The sequence below is a fragment of the Nitrosomonas mobilis genome (assembly GCF_900103035.1).
In the GTDB taxonomy this organism is placed as follows: domain Bacteria; phylum Pseudomonadota; class Gammaproteobacteria; order Burkholderiales; family Nitrosomonadaceae; genus Nitrosomonas; species Nitrosomonas mobilis.
This window is the reverse complement of record NZ_FMWO01000040.1, coordinates 45,671-68,086: the sequence shown is the minus strand read 5'-3', so window position 1 is coordinate 68,086 and position 22,416 is coordinate 45,671. Positions and strand designations below refer to the sequence as shown.

The 22,416-nt window shown below is 43.2% G+C and carries 26 protein-coding genes; 12 read left to right on the top strand and 14 right to left on the bottom strand.

Annotated features, from left to right (window positions below; genetic code table 11):
* Positions 1-52: 52 nt before the first annotated feature.
* The 6 genes from NSMM_RS04525 to NSMM_RS04500 all read right to left on the bottom strand — a co-directional run bounded on the left by NSMM_RS04525 (position 53) and on the right by NSMM_RS04500 (position 4,321).
* On the bottom strand, positions 53-766 hold the full coding sequence (locus NSMM_RS04525) for an IS6 family transposase (RefSeq protein ID WP_090285034.1): 714 nt from the start codon (positions 764-766) through the stop codon (positions 53-55).
* 106 nt (positions 767-872) lie between these two features.
* Entirely contained in the window at positions 873-1,016 is a 144-nt protein-coding gene (locus tag NSMM_RS15985) for a hypothetical protein (protein WP_218121007.1), read from the bottom strand.
* A gap of 45 nt (positions 1,017-1,061) precedes the next feature.
* Positions 1,062-1,370, bottom strand: a complete 309-nt coding sequence (locus NSMM_RS04515) for a type II toxin-antitoxin system RelE/ParE family toxin (RefSeq protein WP_090285030.1) — start codon at positions 1,368-1,370, stop codon at positions 1,062-1,064.
* A gap of 30 nt (positions 1,371-1,400) precedes the next feature.
* The gene (locus NSMM_RS04510; protein ID WP_090285028.1) at positions 1,401-1,847 is read right to left on the bottom strand and encodes an antitoxin PaaA2 family protein; all 447 of its coding nucleotides are present in this window, start codon (positions 1,845-1,847) and stop codon (positions 1,401-1,403) included.
* Positions 1,848-2,300: 453 nt separating this feature from the next.
* A complete protein-coding gene (locus tag NSMM_RS04505; RefSeq protein ID WP_090285026.1) occupies positions 2,301-2,924 on the bottom strand; it encodes a cell wall hydrolase in 624 nt (207 codons plus the stop codon).
* Positions 2,925-3,106: 182 nt separating this feature from the next.
* The gene (locus NSMM_RS04500; RefSeq protein ID WP_090285024.1) at positions 3,107-4,321 is read right to left on the bottom strand and encodes a replication initiation protein; all 1,215 of its coding nucleotides are present in this window, start codon (positions 4,319-4,321) and stop codon (positions 3,107-3,109) included.
* Positions 4,322-4,657: 336 nt separating this feature from the next.
* On the opposite strand from NSMM_RS04500, the gene NSMM_RS04490 reads away from it, so the two are divergent.
* Both NSMM_RS04490 and NSMM_RS04485 read left to right on the top strand, forming a co-directional pair.
* A complete protein-coding gene (locus NSMM_RS04490; RefSeq protein ID WP_090285021.1) occupies positions 4,658-5,830 on the top strand; it encodes an AAA family ATPase in 1,173 nt (390 codons plus the stop codon).
* Between the two features lie 115 nt (positions 5,831-5,945).
* On the top strand, positions 5,946-6,911 hold the full coding sequence (locus tag NSMM_RS04485) for a ParB/RepB/Spo0J family partition protein (protein WP_090285018.1): 966 nt from the start codon (positions 5,946-5,948) through the stop codon (positions 6,909-6,911).
* An 856-nt stretch (positions 6,912-7,767) separates the two neighbouring features.
* Here NSMM_RS04485 and NSMM_RS04480 read toward each other — a convergent pair.
* On the bottom strand, positions 7,768-8,610 hold the full coding sequence (locus NSMM_RS04480) for a hypothetical protein (protein WP_090285016.1): 843 nt from the start codon (positions 8,608-8,610) through the stop codon (positions 7,768-7,770).
* A 1,166-nt stretch (positions 8,611-9,776) separates the two neighbouring features.
* Between NSMM_RS04480 and NSMM_RS04475 the strand changes: the two genes are divergently transcribed.
* From NSMM_RS04475 to NSMM_RS04455, 5 genes are all read left to right on the top strand, one after another.
* Positions 9,777-10,118: a hypothetical protein gene (locus tag NSMM_RS04475; RefSeq protein WP_090285015.1), complete on the top strand. Its 342-nt coding sequence runs from the start codon at positions 9,777-9,779 to the stop codon at positions 10,116-10,118.
* Positions 10,119-10,312: 194 nt separating this feature from the next.
* Complete coding sequence (locus NSMM_RS04470; RefSeq protein ID WP_090285013.1) at positions 10,313-10,768, top strand: zinc-ribbon domain-containing protein; 456 nt, start codon at positions 10,313-10,315, stop codon at positions 10,766-10,768.
* 65 nt (positions 10,769-10,833) lie between these two features.
* Complete coding sequence (locus NSMM_RS04465) at positions 10,834-11,076, top strand: hypothetical protein (protein ID WP_090285011.1); 243 nt, start codon at positions 10,834-10,836, stop codon at positions 11,074-11,076.
* A 34-nt stretch (positions 11,077-11,110) separates the two neighbouring features.
* Positions 11,111-11,611 carry a DUF6998 domain-containing protein gene (locus NSMM_RS04460; RefSeq protein ID WP_090285010.1) on the top strand — a complete coding sequence of 167 codons (501 nt, stop codon included), beginning with the start codon at positions 11,111-11,113 and terminating at the stop codon, positions 11,609-11,611.
* Between the two features lie 295 nt (positions 11,612-11,906).
* Complete coding sequence (locus NSMM_RS04455; RefSeq protein WP_090285008.1) at positions 11,907-12,179, top strand: hypothetical protein; 273 nt, start codon at positions 11,907-11,909, stop codon at positions 12,177-12,179.
* 92 nt (positions 12,180-12,271) lie between these two features.
* Here the strand turns inward: NSMM_RS04455 and NSMM_RS04450 are convergent, their stop codons facing one another.
* The 4 genes from NSMM_RS04450 to mobI all read right to left on the bottom strand — a co-directional run bounded on the left by NSMM_RS04450 (position 12,272) and on the right by mobI (position 17,198).
* The gene (locus NSMM_RS04450) at positions 12,272-13,585 is read right to left on the bottom strand and encodes an McrC family protein (protein WP_090285006.1); all 1,314 of its coding nucleotides are present in this window, start codon (positions 13,583-13,585) and stop codon (positions 12,272-12,274) included.
* Positions 13,582-15,183, bottom strand: a complete 1,602-nt coding sequence (locus NSMM_RS04445; RefSeq protein ID WP_218121006.1) for an AAA family ATPase — start codon at positions 15,181-15,183, stop codon at positions 13,582-13,584. Before NSMM_RS04445 ends, NSMM_RS04450 begins: the two co-directional genes overlap by 4 nt.
* A 992-nt stretch (positions 15,184-16,175) precedes the next feature.
* Entirely contained in the window at positions 16,176-16,439 is a 264-nt protein-coding gene (locus NSMM_RS15550; RefSeq protein WP_090285000.1) for a hypothetical protein, read from the bottom strand.
* 285 nt (positions 16,440-16,724) lie between these two features.
* The gene (gene mobI / locus NSMM_RS04430) at positions 16,725-17,198 is read right to left on the bottom strand and encodes a conjugative transfer protein MobI(A/C) (protein ID WP_090284998.1); all 474 of its coding nucleotides are present in this window, start codon (positions 17,196-17,198) and stop codon (positions 16,725-16,727) included.
* Between the two features lie 576 nt (positions 17,199-17,774).
* Here mobI and NSMM_RS04425 point away from each other — a divergent pair.
* The 3 genes from NSMM_RS04425 to NSMM_RS04415 all read left to right on the top strand — a co-directional run bounded on the left by NSMM_RS04425 (position 17,775) and on the right by NSMM_RS04415 (position 19,316).
* Entirely contained in the window at positions 17,775-17,990 is a 216-nt protein-coding gene (locus tag NSMM_RS04425; protein ID WP_090284997.1) for a hypothetical protein, read from the top strand.
* Between the two features lie 81 nt (positions 17,991-18,071).
* Positions 18,072-19,052, top strand: coding sequence for a ParM/StbA family protein (locus tag NSMM_RS04420; protein WP_218121005.1), 981 nt, complete (start codon positions 18,072-18,074; stop codon positions 19,050-19,052).
* Positions 19,053-19,055: 3 nt separating this feature from the next.
* A complete protein-coding gene (locus NSMM_RS04415) occupies positions 19,056-19,316 on the top strand; it encodes a hypothetical protein (protein ID WP_090284994.1) in 261 nt (86 codons plus the stop codon).
* Positions 19,317-19,347: 31 nt separating this feature from the next.
* Here NSMM_RS04415 and NSMM_RS15085 read toward each other — a convergent pair whose 3' ends face one another.
* A complete protein-coding gene (locus NSMM_RS15085) occupies positions 19,348-19,770 on the bottom strand; it encodes a helix-turn-helix domain-containing protein (RefSeq protein ID WP_218121004.1) in 423 nt (140 codons plus the stop codon).
* A gap of 132 nt (positions 19,771-19,902) precedes the next feature.
* Between NSMM_RS15085 and NSMM_RS04405 the strand changes: the two genes are divergently transcribed.
* Both NSMM_RS04405 and NSMM_RS04400 read left to right on the top strand, forming a co-directional pair.
* Entirely contained in the window at positions 19,903-20,187 is a 285-nt protein-coding gene (locus NSMM_RS04405; RefSeq protein ID WP_090284990.1) for a flagellar transcriptional regulator FlhD, read from the top strand.
* On the top strand, positions 20,181-20,792 hold the full coding sequence (locus NSMM_RS04400) for a FlhC family transcriptional regulator (RefSeq protein WP_090284989.1): 612 nt from the start codon (positions 20,181-20,183) through the stop codon (positions 20,790-20,792). The genes NSMM_RS04405 and NSMM_RS04400 overlap by 7 nt, the downstream gene beginning before the upstream one ends.
* A 322-nt stretch (positions 20,793-21,114) precedes the next feature.
* Here NSMM_RS04400 and NSMM_RS04390 read toward each other — a convergent pair whose 3' ends face one another.
* On the bottom strand, positions 21,115-21,405 hold the full coding sequence (locus tag NSMM_RS04390) for a hypothetical protein (protein WP_090284985.1): 291 nt from the start codon (positions 21,403-21,405) through the stop codon (positions 21,115-21,117).
* Positions 21,402-22,019, bottom strand: a complete 618-nt coding sequence (locus tag NSMM_RS04385; RefSeq protein ID WP_245654681.1) for a ParA family protein — start codon at positions 22,017-22,019, stop codon at positions 21,402-21,404. The genes NSMM_RS04390 and NSMM_RS04385 overlap by 4 nt, the downstream gene beginning before the upstream one ends.
* Positions 22,020-22,416 lie beyond the last annotated feature (397 nt).

Below are 22,416 nucleotides of genomic sequence, written 5' to 3'. Positions count from 1 at the left end.
GGCTCTGTTGCAAAAAATAGCGTTGGCTAGAGTAAATCTCTGATATTTTTGATTATGCGGTGTAAATATCGAATTGTCTTTCAATAAGACGGATTTCTCCTATGAGACCTTGCCCATATTTCCATGCATCCATCTGTCCTTTCTTGAACATGTGCATGAGTTCAAACCCCTTGATCGTTGCATAGGCGGTCTTCATGGATTTGAACCCGCGTACGGGATTTATCAGCTGTTTGAGTTTTCCATGATCAGCCTCGACAATATTGTTCAAGTACTTTACCTGCCGGTGTACCGTATCCTCAGGGCATTTCCCTTCTTCCTTCAACTCATCAATGGCAGGACCGAAAGTCGGCGCTTTATCTGTATTAATCGTCTGCGGATGTGCCCATGGTTTTATGGATTTGAGCGCTTTGCCTAGAAACCGTTTGGCGGCTTTCTTATTACGGGTAGGTGAAAGATAGAAATCAATCGTGTCACCGTGCTTATCAATAGCTCGGTACAAATATGTCCATTTCCCTTTAACCTTCACATAGGTTTCATCTACCCGCCAGCTGTAGCCCATCGTCGGCTTGTAGTACCACCGCATGCGTTTTTCCATTTCGGGTGCATAATGTTGAACCCAACGATAAAGCGTTGTGTGATCGACTTCAAATCCACGCTCCAACATCATTTCTTCCAATTCACGATAGCTAATTCCGTATTTGCAGTACCATCTAACACAACCCAGGATTACGCCGCCATGGTAATGTCGCCATTTGAAATCCGACATTGAGAAATACCCTGAAAAAATTCAATAATGCACCAATTTGCTTATTTTTTGCAACAGAGCCCTAAGGAATGCAAAGGGTTCATACAGCTTGTAATGTGACAAAAATTCAAGGGGAATCCCCTCCTTTGCAAACGTGGCACGCAAGCGATCCAAAGACTCGAGGTCTTGCCGCCAATTCTGTTTCCTGAGGCGACTCCACAAACGCCTCAGCTTCTGCGGGCGGCAAGCTCAAGTTTTGATTGGTATTCATCTTCGTCACTCCTGAAAAACCGGCGTTAGCGCGCGGAGGTTGTAATCACGGCACCTGTTGGGCCGCGTGCTTCACTCTCAAAATCTCGACGGTGCGGGCATCGTCCAGCACGCGATAAAAAACGATGTAGTCAGGATACACGACCAGCTCACGCAGGAAGTCCGGCAGGCCCGGCCTGCCGGTGTGGCCAATTCTTGGATGCTGCGCAAGCGGCAACACCTTGGCGCGCAGCTCCTGGCCAAATTCCTCAGCCTTGATCGGGTTGTCCTGGGAGATGTAGTCAACGATGTTGTTTAAGTCGGCCTCGGCAATCGGTCGCCAGACGATGCTGTAAGAGGTCTTTGGCTTCGTCATAGGTCAGTTAGTTTGACTGCTGGCTCATGCTTACTTCGCTCCTGCGGCCTTGTGGCGCGCAATGCGCGCATCCATCCGGACCATGACCTCATCATGCGCCACGCTCGGCCGTGGATCGTCGATGGCCTCCTGAATCTCGGCTGCCAACCACTGGTTATAGGCGGCGGCTTCATGCGCTTGACGCATCGCTTGGGCGCGGCTATCCCGGTTCTGCGTGACTACTTTTTGGTCGGGGTTCCAGTTGGTCGCGTCGAGCTGGACAACAGCAATACCAAGATCGCGCAATACGATTAGCGCGGAATTCGGACTACCGAAGCGGCGCGGCTCGGTGCTGCGGGCCTTCACCAAAAAAGCGTCTTGCCCGCTGCGGGTGGCAATCTCCATGAAGAAACCGCTGCCCTGCCCTTTCAAGGTGACGCCGACAACGCCGCCGGCGCGAGCCGTGGCACGTAGCTGCTCTAGTGTCATGCTTTGCATGATTCGCTCCTTTATAGGTTAAGCGTGTTTTCCTAGCCTTGATTGTGCATGATCTATGGAAGTCGTGCAAGTGTTTTTAAGTCGGCAAACGGTCGTTTTTTCGGACAGCAGTCTAGGATTTAAATAAGGCTGATAACTTTAGAACCGCCGACAGCGACGGTTGTCATTTTCAGAAGACAATTGCACCAGTTGGTAGGCGCGAGAAAGTTCAGGCTGTTACGACCGCTCTCTGAGTCTTAGCGTGCTTTATTTTCCGTTTTCTGAGACAACCCCTGCTAGACTTTTTCGTCCAGAGAAAAGAGATTTATGCTGGTATAGATCGACGTCGAGGCTCACAGAGCAGCGCAAACTCAACAATGAGGTCAAAGGTGTATTATTAGTCGGTCCACGGAAATTTCAATTGTAATTGCTTATAAAACCTACGGGACTTTGGTGTCGTTTGTTTAAAAAAACCTACTTAGATTTTTCGCCAGCTGGTTTATAAAAAAGAAAATCTTCAATTTCACCCGTCTTCACATATTCATTAGACCAAGAGGGCGCAACTTCTCGATGGTGAAAATATAATGCTCCATTTGTTCTGTCTTTGAGCTGACGATTTAAAGCCTTGCGGGTTATATCCTTGGCAACCGCATAGGATTCGTCCTCTTTTGCGTCATCCGGACGACCGTCACACCACCATGAAAACTGACAAGTACCTTGCTCCTGACCTTGTTTAACTACCCCACACACAGTTTCCGGGAATCCCTGCTGACCAACACGATTCATCACAACGTTTGCCACTGCTTCCATTCCGGTAGTGCTCATGCTTCTTGCTTCCCAGTAAATGGTGCGTGCAAGGCAAGTAATCGCATTGTCCAGAGGCTCATCGCCTGTTAGATCGACAGCCTGAATTTGAGGTTTTGTAATAAGTTCAGTCGGACTTGGAGGTGTTTTGCCGCCCTCAGAGGAAGCTTTCTCTTCTAGAATCTCAGCTTTATCTTTTGCTACCTCAGCCTTCTGGTTCTGATCATTAGCCACTGCTGAAGACAACATTAGGAACATTGCAGAAAAACATGTTATAAATAATGCTCTTGTCATTTTAAAGTATGTTTTATTTTATGATGGCTATATTAGCGTTAATCTTTTACTGCTTTACTTACGTCATTTTCAGCTTTAGTCATCGAGCCTTAATTCTTAGATCACCGTTTGGGCGACACAAAGATGAAGGCTGGATGTTAAAAGTGAAGTAAGAACGGTTGTCTACAGAAAATTGTGTAGTTTTATGCGCTTTGTTGTTGCTTGAACAGTCCGAGAACCGCTTTGTAGAACAGAACACTTTTCAGTCCTCGCTGTTTATATTCCTTGAACAAATAATCGCCTTCGGAAAAATTTGCGAGCGTTTGCTCTATCAATGTCTGTTTTGCAGTCTCACACAGTGCTTCGAAGTCTGCTTCCAGTTTCAACGCTGCTGCTTTATGTGCTATTGCATTATTCTTTTCGATCTTCGTTTGCGCATTTATCTTCCGTGCTGCTTCATTTCTTTTGAGTTTTAGTTGCCGCTGGCGCTCGATTTCAGCAAGCCCAAAGTCAGACTGTATTGCCTTGACGGTATAACCACCAACATTTGTAATCCGTTTACCGCTTCGTAACTCTTTTTCAACATAATCAAGATTACGCAAGATTCGTTTCTCATCGTGCTCTAGAATTAATTTTCTGGTTATCGATTTGGAGATGCCCGCAACAGACAGTCGCTCGAGAATTGTTGATACGTTTTTACCTTTTAGTTGATCAAGTGCGAGTTGATCAACTTGTTTTTGCTCACCAATGGTAAAGCGAATTTGGCTTATTTTGCGGTCCTGGCGCCGATAGTCTGCTTCGACCTCCAAATCGGACTCTTGGTTAACTTCGGCGATTGCGGGTTTCAGAACACGCTTGGAGAAATCTTTGAATTCTCTGTATTCGTCGGGCTCGACGCCAAATAATCTGCGCCAATCTTCGACCGCAATCCAACCTGTGGTTTTCACACTACGAAACCGTGCGCAGTTTTCATACAGCACCAACGCGTATCCACTTTTGAATTTACGCTGAATCGTCAGATTGATTCGAGCATACATGTCGGGATGATAGAGTTTCTTACTGAGCTCTCGATCATAGGCATACAGGCAAACCCCCCTACCCTTTCGGATCGTTGCTCTACTCAGCAACGTCGAAACCGTCCAATCTTCGTTACCATCGCTTGACAGAATATTCCATTCGACCGTGGTTTTTGCTAAATCTCGAAATGCTTCTTTGAGCAATTCAAAATCCTTGCTATTAAAACCGGCAATATCAGCAAGATCCTGGAGACTAATGGAATGTTCGTCAGCATAAGGTAGATTATCATAAGCATTCAACAACAAAACATTTGCAATCTTGCGTTTTAATAATGAGAGCTTTCCACTGACGTGGACTGCCGCAACATGCTTCTTCAGGCTGCGTGTGAGCATCTGTGTCATTCGATCTCACCTTTGGCTGGAGGTAGTAAGGCGCCCTTCTCTGCTGAACCCTCATAGAGTCTTCGAGGGTGCCTTTTGAAAAGGTATCGATTTAGAGTAAAGATTAGACACCCTGTATCCGTCCCCTTATTGGTTTCCCGAAAATACCGTCTCCCTGCAAACGTCCTCTTTTTAGGGGTGATACATCGCCAATCGATCATAAGGTTCGTCTCATCACTTCAATGACATTGGGCATTCGCTGCCGTTAGGTGTAACCTAACGCTACAAAATAGTGCATACTGTGCATTATTTGAGTAGAATTGTCAAATAATGCAATGTTAGAGTCGAGGTAGTCAAATGAACACAGCCCACCAATCTATTAGCGAATTGCTACGCCGATCTGATCAGGTCTTAAAAGCGATCAAAGAACAGGGTTTCTCACCAACGGGTATCAAAACTTTAGAACTGCGTTTTACGCTTCAGGAAGCGCAGGATTTAGTCGGCCGATCTGCCACTGCTATACGCGATGCAGAAAAAGACGGGCGGATGTCGCCACCCGATCTCGGGCCGACCGGTCGGCGTATCGGATTCACCCAAAAGCAGCTTAATGACTTACGCGCCATCTTTGGCACGCAACCATACCGCGCTGAAACCGATGAACCAGTAATTATTGCTTGCTCGTCATTTAAAGGCGGCGTTGGAAAATCCACTACTGCCGTGCACATGTCTCAGTATTTGGCATTACAGGGTTACCGGGTTTTGTTGGTTGATTCAGACCCGCAAGGATCTGCCACATCTCTTTTCGGATACATCCCCGACTTGGAGTTAGATGAGCGCGATACACTTGCGCCGTTCTATCGCGATGAGGAAGATACTCTCGATTATGCCGTACGTAAAACTTATTGGGATAGCCTAGATTTAGTGCCGGCAAACCTGCTCCTATATGAAACAGAATACGAGTGGATGGCCGATGTAAGAGGCGAAACATTTCGCTATCTGAAAGAGGCGTTAGACACCGTCAAACATAACTACGACGTGATTGTGATCGATCCGCCTCCCGCACTTGGGTTAATGTCGTTGAACGTAATGGCTGCAGCCAATGCTCTGCTGATTCCGATCCCGGCACAATACCCGGATTTATCTTCCACAACATCATATTTACGGATGATGGAACGCACCTTAAAAACGCTTGAACGGCACAATGGTCCGCACGAATATAAATTTACTAGAGCGGTGATTACACGATTCGATGAAGGCAATGAAAACAGCGCCCAATCAGTCCTGGCTCAAGTCTATGAAACGGTATTCGGGACATCTCTTTTGCGTGCTCGTTTTCGTCAAACCAAGCAAATTGAGAATGCGTATTCACGCCAGCGCACGGTATACGAATTAACCAAAGAGGAAGTGAATCGCGCAGTTCATAAGCGTGCTCTCAGTATTCTCGATACGATGTTTATTGAGATTGAACTTCTCATCCGACGCACCTGGCCAAGCCACGAAAAGAAACTTCGTCAAGAGGGCAAAGTATGAGCTTAATCGATCGATTTTGTTTCTTGAAACTCCATAACTTGATCGAACTACTTAAGTTGGACATGTCCAACTTAAGTAGCTTGTCTATCGTTTTCGATTAAGAGAGGTCACTATCTTGGTTAGAAAAAAAGGTCTTGATCTTGGATTAATTCAGGAACGCGTCATTAGCGAAGAAGCCGCAACCGTTGAAGATAAACAAGGGTACAAAGAGCCGCCTAATTATGTGGACAGACGCATAGACATACAAAACAAAATGGGCAGCGGTAAACGTGAAAAGCGGCTGACTTACCGAATCGATCCGTCGACATGCATGATCCGAGAAGATCACGATCGCAATTACAACAATCTCAATGAAAAAAACTGTCGAGAATTGATTGATGGGATCAAAATGCATGGCCAAGAAACCCCAGCCATTGTTCGACAGTTAGATAATAACGAGAAGTTTCAGTACGAACTTGTTTGTGGCGCCAGGCGTCATTGGGTTGCAAATTATCTCAAGACTGATTTCATTGTCGAAGTCCGCGATTTGAGTGAAGAAGAGGTCTTCATCATCTCAGACGAGGAAAACAGAAACCGACAAGACATCAGCGATTACGAGCGGGCGATTAAATACAAGAAAGCCCTCGGCGGTTTGTATCAAAGCCAGGTGCAAATGAGCGAGCGTATGGGGGTTTCTAAGGATTGGTTGAGTAGATATCTCGATTTAGCAAGCATGGATCAAGATATTATCAAAGCGTATTCAGACCTGTCAGAAATTAAGGTGAGACACGCTCGCGAGCTCAAACCCTTAATGAAAGAACCAGCCCAAGCGGAGCTTATCTTAGCTGCTGCAAAAGGTATGCACGAAAACCCGCAGAAAGGCGCCATTGTTATGGCGGCATTGAAATCTGCCGCTAAAATCAAAACAAAACTGACTAAAGGGATTGTAAGGCAATATGTGACTAGTTCGAATAAAGCGTTTATGCAGGCCAAGGCAATTTCACCTAACAAACTGGTGCTGGAAATTAATTTGGCCTCCGATGCGTCCCTTGAAGATTGGCTTGCGGCTGTTACAGCAGTTCATGCTGATTATCAGAACTAGTAATAAAATTGGACATGTCCAACTATTAAGTACTGGTTAGTAAAAAAAACAACAACTCTAAAAGAGGACGCTTACGGGGAAAGTATGTTGTAAATAGTTATAGGATGTTTAGCTTTTGTTTACTATCTATAAGTTATTGATATATAATAGTTATTCTTTTGTTGGGTGGGCGTGTACAGGGCGCGAGGTAGACATCAACGGGGTATGAAGTGGACAAGTTAGGGTGAGAGGAGGACATTTACGGGGTAAATTACATCAAGCGAGATAATTGACACATCGTGTAGATTATCTCGCTTGAATAAATTCTGAAACTACATGCCGGCTGTAAAAGGAATGCAATTTCCGATTGATGTGATTCTGGTTTGCATCCGCTTGTACGCAAGTGTATCCATTAAGTTGTCGGCACGTGGAAAAGATGATGGGGTAGGGTGGTGTATCGATGATCTCGCTTAATGCGACATAACCTTTTCACCTCCATCCATGAGCGCTGAAGGCCTACATTCCCCAGTTTCAAGATCCGCATCATCTGCATGTGCACTTGACAATAACTCGGGGCTTCCGTCTGCTACGGTGTTGAATAAATAAAAATGCACCTAGCACATTGGCACGCGCGAAGGGGAGGGGGGGTGTAAAATTTAAGCTTGCCAGTGGTTTTTATTGATAAAAGCTTAAAAGATTTTGACGACAAATTGCGGGCTGATGGGTAGATACAATCTATTAGCGTGTAGTTGGCGTTATAGTTGTAATTATGAGTGTATAAGGCCGACAGAATAGAAATCAGTGGCTTTAAAAAGCTATGAATACCCACCGCACTTCAAATATCTGTCATTTCATATATTCAGTATCTCATTAAAAATTATTGGTTCTGTTGTATTAAGTTTTTTTCTTCCAAATCGTTCATCAATTCATTGATTACATTTGAAGAATTCCGATCATAATTACCCAGAGTATTGCATACTTGCCAGATCATGGTTGGGCCGTATCTATGACCAGCGTATCCGACACAATTAAACTCTCTCCCGCCGTAATCATTAAACGAGCGCATTGATTTTATAAGATATTCTGGGTCGTAATTTTCTTCACTATACGCCCCTGTTTCTCTATATTTCCAAAATTCTCTGTAAATACCTTTTTTTCGCATCCGCATGCCTGGATTCGAACCATCAGAGACGATTAATCCCACGTCGATAAGCTTAAGGCATACATCATTAATGTGCTCATTGAGTAACCAAAGGTTGCCACTACCACCTTCACCCAGAGAGTCTCCGCGATAAAAGAAGACACCTAATGTACTTATTTCTTTACGGAAAGCCGAAAACCCATATCCATTTCGGCGATTAATTTTAATTATTCTTCCAGTTGGATTATGTCTATAAATCTCAGTCAAGGTACAAGGGTCAATATCTTTATCGTATGAACTGCATGAAACGGGACCATTGATTTTTCTTTCTAATAAATTGTAGCGTTGATCCATTCTTAATAATGGCTCTTGTTTGTCTGCAGGAGCATCAAGCCCGTAGTTTCTCGTATCCTTGTTACGTGGTGAAAAATATCCTTTATCAACAAACCAGAAATCCGTTACATACGGCGAGAAAAATTCTATCGGAATGAGTAAATCATTCCCACTACAAGGATAAAAAAGCGTTGTGTCTTTAATGCTTTCCAGTACACTTTTGCTCAGTATTAGGAGATCTTCCATCGGTCATCGCCCTCATATTAGACATAACAACTAGTTATCGTCAATATTGCGATAAAAATTAGCCTAAAAGACACGGATGAGAACCGTAAGCTAAGTGACGGAAACCACATTATTTAACACAAATAATCCATTAGGAGCCGTCGTCCCTACGAATATTTCGAATGTCATTCAGTTGAACATGAGGCAGGCCATAAATCCACTAAACAATGGTGGAACGACAGAACTGCAACCTGTCTTTTTACTGAATGGCTACCGTTTATATCGACGGGGTATTTGAGATGTTTTTACATCAAGTTAGATGGCGCTGTTGTAGGTTATTGTCACCAAAATGCCAGAAAAGGGGACGCAGATATGTGCTTGCTGCTTTTGGACGTCAGACTCCATCATTTGGAATCAAACTTGGCGAGTTCTGCAGTCATTTGTGTTAGATAAAATGGTCTAAGGATCGCCATTGAGACTGTACCAGCTATAAAAGCTCGGTTCGAGGTGTTTTCGGTCGGTTAAAAACCAAATGTCCACGAGACGAGTCGTTAGAGAACTGCGGCAGTTTATTACCTTGTGGAAACGGGGCTTAGTACACGTTTTCTATGCAAGCACTCGAGCAGAATTATGTATGTTAGTGATTAAATTGGCGCGCTGGGACGATGTACCGGTGTAAAGAACCAGCCGGAAAGATCCGTAGTTTTACCGCACTAAGCAATGCATGCAAGTTTTTTCATTTGAATAAATGAGATAACTTAATCAACATACTATGCTGGAAATCGTGGGGCGTGAACGAGCCAAAGTGTTTTTCTAAATCGTTATAAATTTTGTATCCAAACTGTCGATAAAACAGGTATCAGGCACGATTAAAAAATTCATCTTCTCTTTGTGCCCAATCTTTGCAGAAATTGTGCAGGCTCCGAGTTGATAGTAATGCCGAAAGATTGTATTGATGGCGTGATCACACATAAGCTTTGCCATTTGAGAGCATGTAATCTCAGCAGGCGTTTTATAAATTACTAACCACTTGCTGAAGGATTGGAAGTTGAGACGGAGACGGCTCAATGAAATAGTTGAGGCTAGGGTTGTTTGATAATTATCGTTTAGGTTGAATTTAATTATGAAGCTTGTCTGTTTTAAAAGGCGTGAAAATGGTTCGGGCGTTCGACTGACCGGAGGCAGGTATGAATGAGGAGGTTACCGAAGAAGACGGAAGTCGTCAGCGCCGCACGGAACTCAAGCATGCATACGGCGCAGCCTACACCATGCTGAGCGATATCCTGTTCAGCGAAGATCCTCTCAGAATCAGCTTCGGGGATAATACCGACGAGTATGAGCCAGAGGTCAATACGATCCTGCCGCGACTAGGTAGCTCTCAGTCCGTGGAAGACGTGAGACGGATTGTTCATGAAGAGTTCGTGAAGTGGTTCGAACTCTCTATGGCTGGCCCGGAAGAAAAATACCAGGCTATCGCGGAGCGCACGTACGCAGAGGTTGTGCCTCTGTTGCCAAAACAATCGACGTAGAACTCTGAATATAGAACCCGTTAAGGTTTTTTCAACAACTTCTCGCCGTCTACTCGCAAAGCTCCATCTGGAGCAATATGAATATATTGGATGGAATACGCACACGGACTTGGCTCGTACCCGACAGAACCCTAAATAGTCCACTTGTTTTGTCGTAGTTATTATTCTCATCTTTATAGAAGGGATGCCGAAAAATGGCTATGGTTTTCTGCAGAAATTGTGGCAAAGAAATAAAAAAAACCGCAAATATATGCACATATTGCAAAACATCGTGGTTTAGTAAAAAACATGAGAATCCAGCCATCCCAGACGGCATTAAAGGCTGGTCTTGGGGGGCTTTTACCTTTAATGGAATTTGGGCGATAGGAAATCGGACTTGGGTTGGATTATTATCATTTATTCCTATTGTAGGTATTATTATGTGTGTAATACTCGGTATTAAAGGTCGGGAATGGGCTTGGAGAAACAAGGAATGGGAAAGTATAGAACATTTTAATCGTGTTCAAAAGAAATGGTCATTCTGGGGAGGGGTACTTATCATTACCGTCATATCTCTAGATATTGCAAGTGCCTTTCTAGCAGTCCCTGCATACCAAGATTACGTACAGCAAACAAAAAACAACATGAACTTAAATCAGAATTATAAATAAAGTTAGAAGGATGCTCTAAAGCACCCTTCTTCTGGCGGTTATAGCAAACGTTAGGTTACTTGCACATGTCTGATGCGCCGTTTCAATTTGCCAACTATCTGACCGTGTTTGTCGATTTGCTTGGCCATCGAAATCTCTATCAGAAAATTGCAGATATTCCAGAAGACGGGAGCACTGAACTACCCGAGTTCGCTGCATCACAACTCGAAAAGCATCATAACGCCGGAAACAGCAAGTTGGCAATTCGCTATTTACTGCTTTCCAGCTATTTAAATGAAAGTGGGCCAGTGCCATCCAGTGAGAAGTAACCTAACTCAGGCGTGATGTTTCAAAAGGAAGCGTATGGAAGAAGTCAAAGAATTATGGATTAAATTCAATAAGTATTCCAACAAGCTAGCAAATGCGCTCGGTAGAACAGGCAACATTGTTGGCGAGTATGCTGAATATCTCGCACATCAGTATTATGGCGGCAGCCTGATCAAAATATCCGGAGCTGGTGCAGATATAATAACTAAAGATGGAACACTGTACCAAGTTAAGTCTCGGAGAATTAGAGGTACGCTATCAGCTCAATTAAACGTCATCCGTTCATGGAATTTCCATTACCTTGTAATAATACTGTTCGATGCAGAAGGCGGGATAAAACGGGCACTTGAAGTTCCAGTCAAAATTGCCAGAGAATACGGAGTGAAAAACATTCATCAAAATGGGTGGGTTATTACAACAACACAAAGGTTTTTAAATGATGGGCGGTTAAAGGATATTACGGCTCCGCTAAGCAGCGTACCCCGCAAACCTGTTGCAATCAGCATGTTTGGCTCAAATCATCCTGAAAATGTCTGAAATAGACACTTTTGGCACCGACATTGGCGGTACTTTCATATTGAAAGTGGTTTTTAAAAGACTTTTGGTATCTCAGCCTTTCGATGCGAGGCCGAATTTTGGAGATAATTGCATAGCGTTTGTAACGTCTTAGCCGAGCCCCAACTTTTGTGTACCACTCTTTTCCAATGGCACCCCAGCGTTGGACGCCCTTCAAATCTCCAAGTAAGGTCGAAGCAATTGTGTTTGACCTGACCAGAAGGAGCGTTCCACCGTCTACGGTATCCGCGGACAGAGAGCATTCAATGAAAAAGTAATGGCTGGCAATGGCGATATCGTTATCAGTAACGGTACAGATACCCGGATCGTGGCAATTGATGATGCCAGTCAGGTCACCTTTGATGAATTGGGTGGCTTACATGGGGAAATTGATCGCTGGGAAGAGAAATATTGGAAAACGAGGGAGAACGGCTTAAAGAGGAAGCGGAGTAAGCAGCATTCGACTATTTTTTTTGATGTGTGGTCTCGCGTCCGCAAGTTGGTTTTATATTTATCTTCGAAGCGACTGTATAGATACCTAAGTCCGTAATGAATTGTCGGTTTTTCCTATACAAATGCTGCTCAGGCGCAGCTCCGATGTAAATTGTGCTCCTTGCTATGTTGTCGGTGTATCGTTTCAATCTAAGCAGCAGAAAACTGAAAGCAGTCGAAGGAACCCAGCCAGTCACCCTCGATAAGCTTACCGGTATACAGATCCAGTGGGACACACCACAGTGAAAGCTGATCATTGAAGCGGAATACCGGTAATGGCCGCTCAAAATCGTTGTGTTTGGGATAAATCAGCATGAGCTGTCCTTTGCCGTCAAGGTATTTCTGGCCATAGGCAAACATTTGATAGAGATCCGCCTGCTTGATCCCATACTTATGCTCACTGGTAGAAAGTCGTTGATCGAGCAGTTTCCATTTTGCATCTAGCACAAAACAGACGCCTTTTTGTTCTATCAGAAAATCCGGTTTGAGGACAAACCAGTTTTGTACGGTTTCGTCCTCTGCCGAATCAGGAGCATGGCTGAGCAAATGACGGCGGCTTACCTGGGGAGTGAGCTTGGCACCGACAGCCAGCTGTTGTCGCAGGCAGGCCTTCAGGTAGCGTTCGAATAACTGCTCCATTGGGAACAACAGGGCAATCCCCTTGTGCTTACCTTTTTGAAAGTTGGGGTTGAGTTGCTCCAGGAGGAGGCGGCACCAGGGATTGATAATACTGTATGACTGCATCATCTTTCCATGATGCCAGTGCCCAAGTTGACGCAAAGGTTGATTTATTGGCTCTATATCGACCAATTGATGGCTAAGGGTATTGGCCAGCCGCCAGTTATCACTGTCTTTGGTTAGCTTAAAAGCAATATCCAGCGCCGTTTTTATGAGTCGATTTTCCAGCCGCTGAGGGCTGAACTCGGCGTGGCGTACATGAAAGTGGGTCGCTTTCTCAGGTGTTTGCCTGATCTGCCTGGTCATATCCAGCTGGCCTCGGATAAAACGACATTGCTCTTCAACATTCCGGTAATCAAAACGTAACCCTCTGCGCACGAGATCTGCCAGCTCCTTTAGAAACTGGCGAATCACCCATTCATGTAACGGTGTTCGCGAGCGCAACAACTCTGCGGCGCCGGCTTCACGGTGCTTTAGTCCTAGAGTTGAGCGCAACATAGTGTGCAGCAGCCGGCGCAATCTTTCCGGGCCAGTCGGAATGGCATACTCGGTTTTAGGAAGGATCTCAATGGCCTCGCCATGAGGGCTTTGCAGATAGCCCGCATAACTGCATAGCTTAAGACGTGTTTTGCCTTCGATACTGAGAAGGTCAGCACGACCTTTCCAGCTCTGCTGTAATTCGAGTAACCAGTCAAAGGTAGCCTGCGATACTACGCCAAGATCCATACTGGTTTCTCGACTGGTATCACAGGTTAAGGTGGCATACTCGCGCACCTGTATGGTCATCTCACTATGCCCTGATAGGCTTCTGGCCGAGAAAAGGCGAGCTCATTGATTTGATAACGTCGATCCACCAGCTGGTCGGCTATGTCTTGTGGAAATAGCTTTTGTAGATTGGGAAGTGGATCCTTTAGTGTTTCATTTTTAAGGGTATTTCTTGGTGTTTTATCGGTGATGATAAAGCGGTCATTCGTGTTTTCTTTGGCCGGATCATTAAGCACCCAGCCAATTCGCTGATGGTCATCAAAAAAATACTCCTGGAGCAAAGGCAATAGCTTGTCTTTAAACAGCTCTGCAAGTGCCTGCTGCCGCGCGGTCTCATCCTCAATACTTATCAGCGGGATAAAGTAACTGTGGCCAATCAGGTGCTCGGCATCCAGCATAACCTCGATACGCTGATTGATAAGAGTCAACATCTTCTCCAAATCCACATCAAATACCGAAACCCCCTCCAGTAACTGCGGTTGCGGCAGCATTTCGGTAAAGCTGAAACGACGACGCAGCGCCAGATCTAATTGGGCAAGTGACTTGTCCGCCGTGTTCATGGTGCCAATAACATACACATTATCGGGTACGGTAAATGGCGTTTTCGAGTAAGGCAGCACGGCCGTCTGCGCGTCATGTGCCCCCTTACGCTTGCTGGGCTCAAGCAAGGTGATCAACTCGCCGAAGATGCGCGAAATATCACCCCGATTAATTTCGTCGATGATCAGCACATGCGGCTTGCGCTCTGTATCTTGATTCTTCTCCGGGGCAAGTAATTGCTCAAGCTTGTTTTTGTCTACCGTGGTGTATCTCAACTCATAAAGCGTCATCTGAGACAGTGCTCTCAGAAATAGTCGTTCCATAGGCAAGCTAGGTTGGTACTGACGCAACCACTTCACCGATCTGCACTGCTGGTATCCGACTCTTTCTTCTTTTTTCAGAAATTCATAATCACCAGTGATTTCGGCGATGGCCCGGAATTTATGATTGCCGTCAGAAACAATAATCAGATCACCTTGCTTCATCACGTTCTTGAAAGTATTGACTGATGTGACGGCATAGTTATTGTTAGTTACTGCTGCTCCTTCTTTTTCCTCTAGCAGTTTCCTCACAGCCCTTCGGTCATGGCAATTGGTGAAGTCAGTATCATCACCGTAACCAAGTAGCACATAGTCTTGCTCAATACACTCGTCAAAAATATATTCTTCTGCTCCCTGAGTATTACCAAGAGACATTTTCCAGATTCGCTTGCCGTCCAAGTTAATAGCTTCATCAGATGCCGCTTGAACCTTGACATCAGCGCTGTCACACAGTTGTTTGAATATGCCGTCAACGATTTCATAGCGTATGCCACCGCTCTGCTCATCGGTATTGGCACGGATTCCTTCGATAAAGTCCTCATAAGAGAAACTCTGGTGAAAGGTAGTAAATATCACTCGCTGTTCTGCCAACAGTTGGTCGTATTTGTTTTTTACCTCCTGCCGCAATTCGGCACCAGCGTACTTGGCAAACGCGTCCTGATACCACTGAGGCTCGGCGATACCCACCGCAAGCTCGGTGGTCGCGTGGGTCTTGCCGGTGCCCGGCGGACCATAGAGGATCTGATTTAGGGGTAGCATAGGAAAATCCATTTTTATTGTTAGGTTGAGAATTTTTTAGCGAAATAGCTGTATACGAAGAAGTCTGGACTGTCAGTAAGGCGATTAAATCAGCCAGCGCACTGTCCGGCTACCCGATCGGGGGTTGTTGGGCAACATCACCTGTAACCCTTGATTGGGGACCCGTGATGAGCAAATCCAACAAATTGCCCTCATCTACAACCTTGTATTGGGCATTTTTTGTTATATTCGCTCTTGAGTAATGGTTGGATTAGCCTCAATTCTGAACGCAATAGTTACCTTCAGCGTGATACCCAACAGGGCAGGATCCCCCCTTAGGGATGACGATCTTAGGGTTGTCTTTGCTTGCAACGCAAAAATTACCTGATGAGTACCATCCGTTGGGGCAGTAGCCGATTTTTGGAATTGCCGGTTTGGCATTTGGGCCAGGCACACACATGTTTCCACTCGAATAATATCCCGATGGGCAGCGTCCATTTTGATCTTGCTGTATTGGCATTACTTGCATAGTCATCACATTTCTCTTTTTGGTTTTTTAAAAGTCTGTTGACGTTTCAAAAAGAATTTTTGAATACGTCCGCTCTCAATTGTCAGATCAAAGCGTAAATAATTTATATAGCGATAGCTATTCTCAAAACATCAACAGGATTCAGGGAAATGTATAAGACGTGAAGTCTGACAACCTTGAGTGTGGTGCTTTATATTTTTGTAAATGATTGCTTGCTGTAATGTTTAAATTAATTACGACTCGAACATAGCAATCTTTACAAATAAGTATGGCCATGGAAACCATTGAAAAACTGCTTGATCGGGCAAGGGCCAACCCGTGACGGGCGGTCTGAAGGAAGCTGGCAAAGACCAATATCGAACTTTGATCAATAAATGTGATGATTTACGATTCTTATAATCAAGCGATTAAGGAATTGACGTACGAGGTTCTTGAGGCGGTTGTTTCGTTTGATGAAGATTACCATGTAAGGCGAAATACAGTATTAAGCGTAAATAAAAATTCGGCCGATAACTGTTTTTATAAGCACATCGTCACGCCAGCTCCGAAGTAATCTTGTCTCTGATGCATCGATGCCATAGATGCATGATGAAATAAAGCATCGTTTGTCGATCACTTCATCCGGTTTGTTTTCTAACGCACGGATTTTTTCTTCCATCTCGAACCGCCTGTGCTCAAGAGCTCCTTCCTCTGCATGCTTGCGAACATAATCAGGCGAAGTATCTCCGCGATTCCGATCAAATATCACTTTCTGTTCTCAATAAACCGCAGATACGTTCTCGGTAATGCTGTGGTAGTGCTTCTTTCTACTATGGCGATAGCCGCTCATAACCGTGGCTTATTCTTAATTTGTCGATACGGCTATATTCCTTTTGGGCCGATTCCAGATCTGAGAAAAGTTTCACCTTACTTCCATGTTTTCTGTTCATCAGCCCATACCAATGACAGTGAAGCGTATAGTTACCAAGTAAATCCTTAAATATTGCCCTGGAGTAACCACGTTTTTCAGTGCGGTAATCTGCTCTCACCGTTATTAACCTTCTGATCGCATTGCAGCTGCTTTCGCATATCGGATTGAAAATAATGACCTGTTCAGATGAAATGATTCACGTCTGATCCATGCAAGCTCCTTCTCCGTTTCCGCAATGAGCGGTTTTTCCCATTCCTTTGCAAAGGAATAAAGTTTTGAAAGCGTGTAGGTGTGTTTTCCTTTGCCTTTCGAGATATGTGTGTACAGTGGATATTTCTTACCATCTTTGTTACTGCTCCATTTAATCCCTGTCCAGTCGATGCGCAAATTATTTCCCTTTCGATGAATCCTTAAATTCAAATTGCTTCTGTTTTGCCACCCTGGGAATGCTTTCTCGGACTGCATCACCAGCTCCCAATGACGATCAATTATCGATGCGGCAATTTTCTCCAATTCGTCAATCCGGATTTCGATTGATTTCCAGATCGTTTCGAGGCTTTCCAAAGAATGTAGTGTTTCTGATTCAACCGTTGACACTTTTATCTCACCTGCTTTCCATGTTGGAAAAAAAACTAGCCGTATTCAAAATTTAAGATTCCAGGGTTGTTTCCTTATCAGAAAACAACCCTTATTGAGTTGTTTTCTGCCATTAAAAAACTACAAGAATTAATAAAATTTTAGTTTTTAGAAAGCCAAGAAAAATATTGATAATAAACATTTATTATCAATAATATAATTAATTTAATTTCTATAATATTTAATCAAAAAACTACTGAAATTGAAATTTCATTTCAAAAAATAAATAGAGTTATTAAAAATAAATTTCAAAAATCAGAAAATGGTAGCACGGAGATTTATCACAAAACTACCCTCGATAAATGACGTTTTCAGGGTACTTATCGGGGGTAGTTTTAATAAGGACAAATTGCTAGAGTGCGATTTAGTTAAATGTTCGGCAGAATTAAACTAAAAAGTACACTCTGAGTACACTGGCGATACATTTTTAGTAAAGATAAGACACAGATCAGAGCAAAAGTACACTGGAAGTACACTGGCGGCACACATTTTTCTGATTTTGATCACTTGTCTGCCAACGCTGAGGAAACACCGACCATGTGGACTAAAAACGCGGCAAAAGTCATTGCCATGCATGACATCAAGCAATTGCTGGCTAGGAAGTGCTCTAAAAATTATTCGAAGCGGTGTGGAATCATCTTAATGAGCAAGATAGAGGCGGAAGGCACCGAATCGATTGAAGTCACACAATCTCCACTCGGGGAGACTGAGGTAAATCGTTTGGGTGGTAACACCTGGCGCCCAGGTCGTTGAACCGAGAGGCACCTGCTACAGCGACGACTTTAAAAACTTAGCGGTGGGAGGCTTTATTTCAAGTATTCCTCGGAGAGAGAATTGAACATTGTCGGTATTGATGTTGGCTACTCAAATCTAAAGGTAGCCTATGGAAGAAACGAAACACCTTCGCCTAAAACCATACTTAGACCAGCAGGGGCGGCACCAGAAGACCGATTCGGGTCACGCCTGGACGGTAAAGATAGTGAAGAGTTTCTGAGAGTAGTGGTTAACGGTAAAAAGTTTATTGCAGGTGTATCTCCAGACCGCGCACAGATGTGGAGCCGCTCATTGCACGCTGAATATTCATCCAGCGAATCCTATCAGGCACTTTTTAAAGCGGGCCTGCTGCTGGCGGGAATGGAGCAGATAGATATGCTTGTTACTGGATTGCCTGTTTTGCAATATCTGGACGAGCAAAGAAAAAAATCACTGATAAATTACATGACTGGGATTCATGAAATATTACCAGGAAAAATAGTCGACATTAAAAAAGTGAAGGTTGTGTCACAACCAATTGGTGGGTTTCTTGATTTTATTTCAAGGAGCAACGAAGATATTGAAGATGCAAGCATACTGGTAATTGATCCTGGTTTCTTCTCAGTAGATTGGGTCGTAATCAGTAATGATGAAATACATAAACATTCATCTGGCACGAGCCTGACCGCATCATCCGTTTTGCTGGAAGAAGCTTCTGCCCTGATCAGTAAAGATCATGGAACCGGAATAAGTGCTGAGATGCTGGAAAATGCCATACGGCAAAATAAGACAACCATCATGGTTCTTGGTCAGAGAATCGAAATTGCACCTTATTTGCGCATTGCCAGAAAATCAATTGGTCCCGTAATCACAGAAGAAATTCAGAAGTCTTTGCGTAATGAGAACAAAATGGTTGACATAGTAGTGATGGTTGGCGGGGGTGCGACTTTTTTTATGGAAGCGGTAAAGGAAGCTTTTCCAAGATTAAAAATTCTGTTGACGCAGGATGCAGTTTTTTCAAACTGTCGCGGATTCTGGATGCTCGGCGCAGCCAGTGAATAATTAATGGATAAAAGAATAAGAATAATACTGAGCCTTGATTTTGATTCAAATCCAGAGTTATTTGCAGAAGCAAAAAGACTGCCTGCAAGAGCAAGATCTGAAAGAATAAGAACCCTGGCAACAGTCGGAATAGCATTATGCTCTGGTATGCGGAACACAAAGATTAGTGTTGATGATAAACCGGGGGAAGTTGCGGAACCAGTAGTGCTGAATAAAAATCAGCGAGCAATGAAGATCGCAAGAAAACTTGCGAATTGTGATTAGAAATTAGCAAGGGTTTGATATTTTAAATAAATCATTCCTTATTCTGTAAAAGCCAAACCTTTTTTTCGAGAGTATTTATTTTTTCGGAATCCTTGATTATCAAGGATAGCTTTTCAAGAATCGAATTCCGCAAGTCCTCATCAAAATCAAGATTAATGATTTGTATTTCAAGTTCTCGAAGCCGGGATGCGAAGGACTGGGGATCAGAATGATTTTTGCTTATTGTGATAGTCATATCGCCTACGCCGGTTAATAACCAATGGATATTAAGACCAGCTTTAGCTAATGCTAATAAGGAATTACCACCAGGAACACACGACCCTCCTTCACACTTGCGAATAGTAGTAATACTTGTATCTGTGAATTTAGACAATGCTATTTGTGTTAGTCCCAATGATTTTCGCCACTGACGTAATCTAAAAGAAATATCTTGTTTGCTGTCCAAATTAACCACAATTGTTATAGAAGTAATAATTAAAAACAAATAAACCTAAAACAGACAAAAAATCAATTTTTTTATATAAAAAGCGTATTATTTGATAATGTAGTGAATAAAAAATGTTTTTTCTTTAGAGAAAGGATAAATATGAATGAGATACATTCCATAAACTTTAGGTATCTTTTGATAGTAAAAGAGATGTCGAATAACACAGAATCAGGTGAACTGGCTATGGGTGTATCAAGTAATCTTCTGAAAATAATCTCACAAATGAGCTATGAACAAATAGAAGAACTTGCAAAATACTCAGGAGTAAGTCTTCTAGGTTTCAGGCTTCGCGAAGAAGAAATAGAAAAATTTATAAAAATGACAAACGCATTTAAAACAAATTATATCTTATCAATTCAAGAAACGAGAGAGATTGAATGCTAAGAGCTGAAAATATAGAGGACTTAGAAAATGCCTGCGAATTAGTAAAAAAGGGAATGCGATTGACTGTAGTTCAGAAAATAACCGGAGTTAATATAAAGTTATTAAGAAAATTATGGCATGAATTACGTTCAGACGCACCCAGTCGGGGTTTGATAAAACACTCAGTATTGGGGGCTATATCTAGCTACGCAGACGCATCGAATATAGCTGGTTTTTTAGCTATATACAAAAACATTACAAAAAAACGAGGGTTATCAAATTATTTTGAAGTTGACTCCAAAATATTGCTTGATGCGCTTCGAGATTTTGAATTGATATGCAAAACGCACCTTGACATTAACACAGCATATTTTGCTGTGAGAGACGTTGGGGCAGGGGTCGTAACAATGATTAATTGCCAGTGTTGCCGAGCAGCGTATGTATACAAGTATGAGCATAGAATGGGTAATGAATACACAAAAAAATGCCCTTTCTGTAAAACTATGCCAGTAATAAAAAATGTAAATGTTCCAAACATCAATAGGCAAAACATAGCTCCGAACATCAGCTACCCCGCCCTAAGGAGTGGGGTTTGTAAAAGCCAGGTTGACCAGCGGAAGCCGTAACCAGTCGACTACCAGTGTAACAGGTCGTTAAAACCCACCACTGAGTGCTTCCTCAGTTCGTCGCTCTGGAAGGGATAGGTCATGTTGGAGCTCGAAGGTTTATTTCATCACTGTAAAGTGAGAACGAGTATGCTCTTCCGGAGGGGAGCTACATCGAAAGATGTACGTAACCAGGCACCTAAAAGCAGGCCCTATCCCTCCCTACTATGCATGATAGAGCTTATCGCGCAATTAGATGAAGCCACTGCCGCAAATGGTGCAAAAATAATAATTAACGTTTTTATAGATATATAGATATATAGATATATAGATATATAGGTATCTATTTCCTTGTTTTGTAGTGACTGGTGAGAATTTCTATCAGAATCTCTGTCTCGGTGACACGCCGGTTTTCTATTCGGGAACGATCAGCGGAATCATCACGTAATGCCGTTGCCAGTTCAGGTGGGAAACGAAATAATTTTTGTATGGTTGCGCTATTTTTTTGTTTTTTTTCATAGACCTCAAATTTACCTTCACTTCCTTCCTGACCGCCTTTGAGAAAGTTATCTGGGTTTCTATTTTTTTGGAAATTTGAAACGTCTGGTTTTCCACGTATTTTACTATTGCTCATTTTGTGGCTTCCATGAAAAATGAATTCATTTCGCTTATTGCTGCATTATCTTTATTGATTTCATGAACAATTGCTCCTTCTCCGATTGCGCGGCGGAAAGCGACCCTTTCACAGATTTTGGTTTGCAGAACATTAAGTTTCTGATCATTTAAAAATTCGACCATTTCAAGCGTATCGCGTGTACGAGGATCAATTCTTGTTAATAGTACCCGGACATCAAGATCTGGATTATAGTCTATGGCTAATTCAACAACTGTCATCAAATCAGTCATTGCAGCTGCATCAAGGTTCGATGCTCCAACTGGAACGATTGCTCTTTGAGCGATTATCAGAGCAGATCTTAAACCGACAGAATCTCGTCCTCCTGCGTCTACAACGACATTATCGAATCCGAGAGACAATTGTTTTCCCTCTGAAAAAATTGCTTTTCCCGCAAGGCAAGTTGTCACCGGGCTTGGAGAATATTCACTGTTTTCTCTGCGCCATGCTGCCCAACTTGCTGCACTTGCTTGAGGATCACCATCAATAAGTAGAGTTTTTCCTTGCTTGGCAAGCATTGTTGCAAGGTGTACGGCGGTAGTGGTTTTTCCAACACCGCCTTTTGTGTTGATCACAGAGAAAATCATATTTACAATTAGATATAAAGCTATAAAGCTATAAAGCTATAAAGCTATAAAGCTATAAAGATATAAAGATATAAAGATATCTTATCTTGTTTTTGAAGATTGAATAGCGTTTTTTTGTGGGTTCAGTTCGCATTTAATAGTGAACTTACAACTAATGCGACCAAGTACCTCGATTCTTATCTCGGTTGGTTCCACACCCTTGACCGGGCAACTTTCATCGAAGCATCATCCGCGTCATTACTTGCTCCGTGTCTCGACTCTCGAAGTTAGTGTCGTCATTATTTAACTCGATTTGATACTTTTTGTATGTAATTAATTTTTCCCCTTGCCAATCAACATGCAGCAGGAATAATATTTACAGAAAAATGCAAAAAAAGGAGAAAGA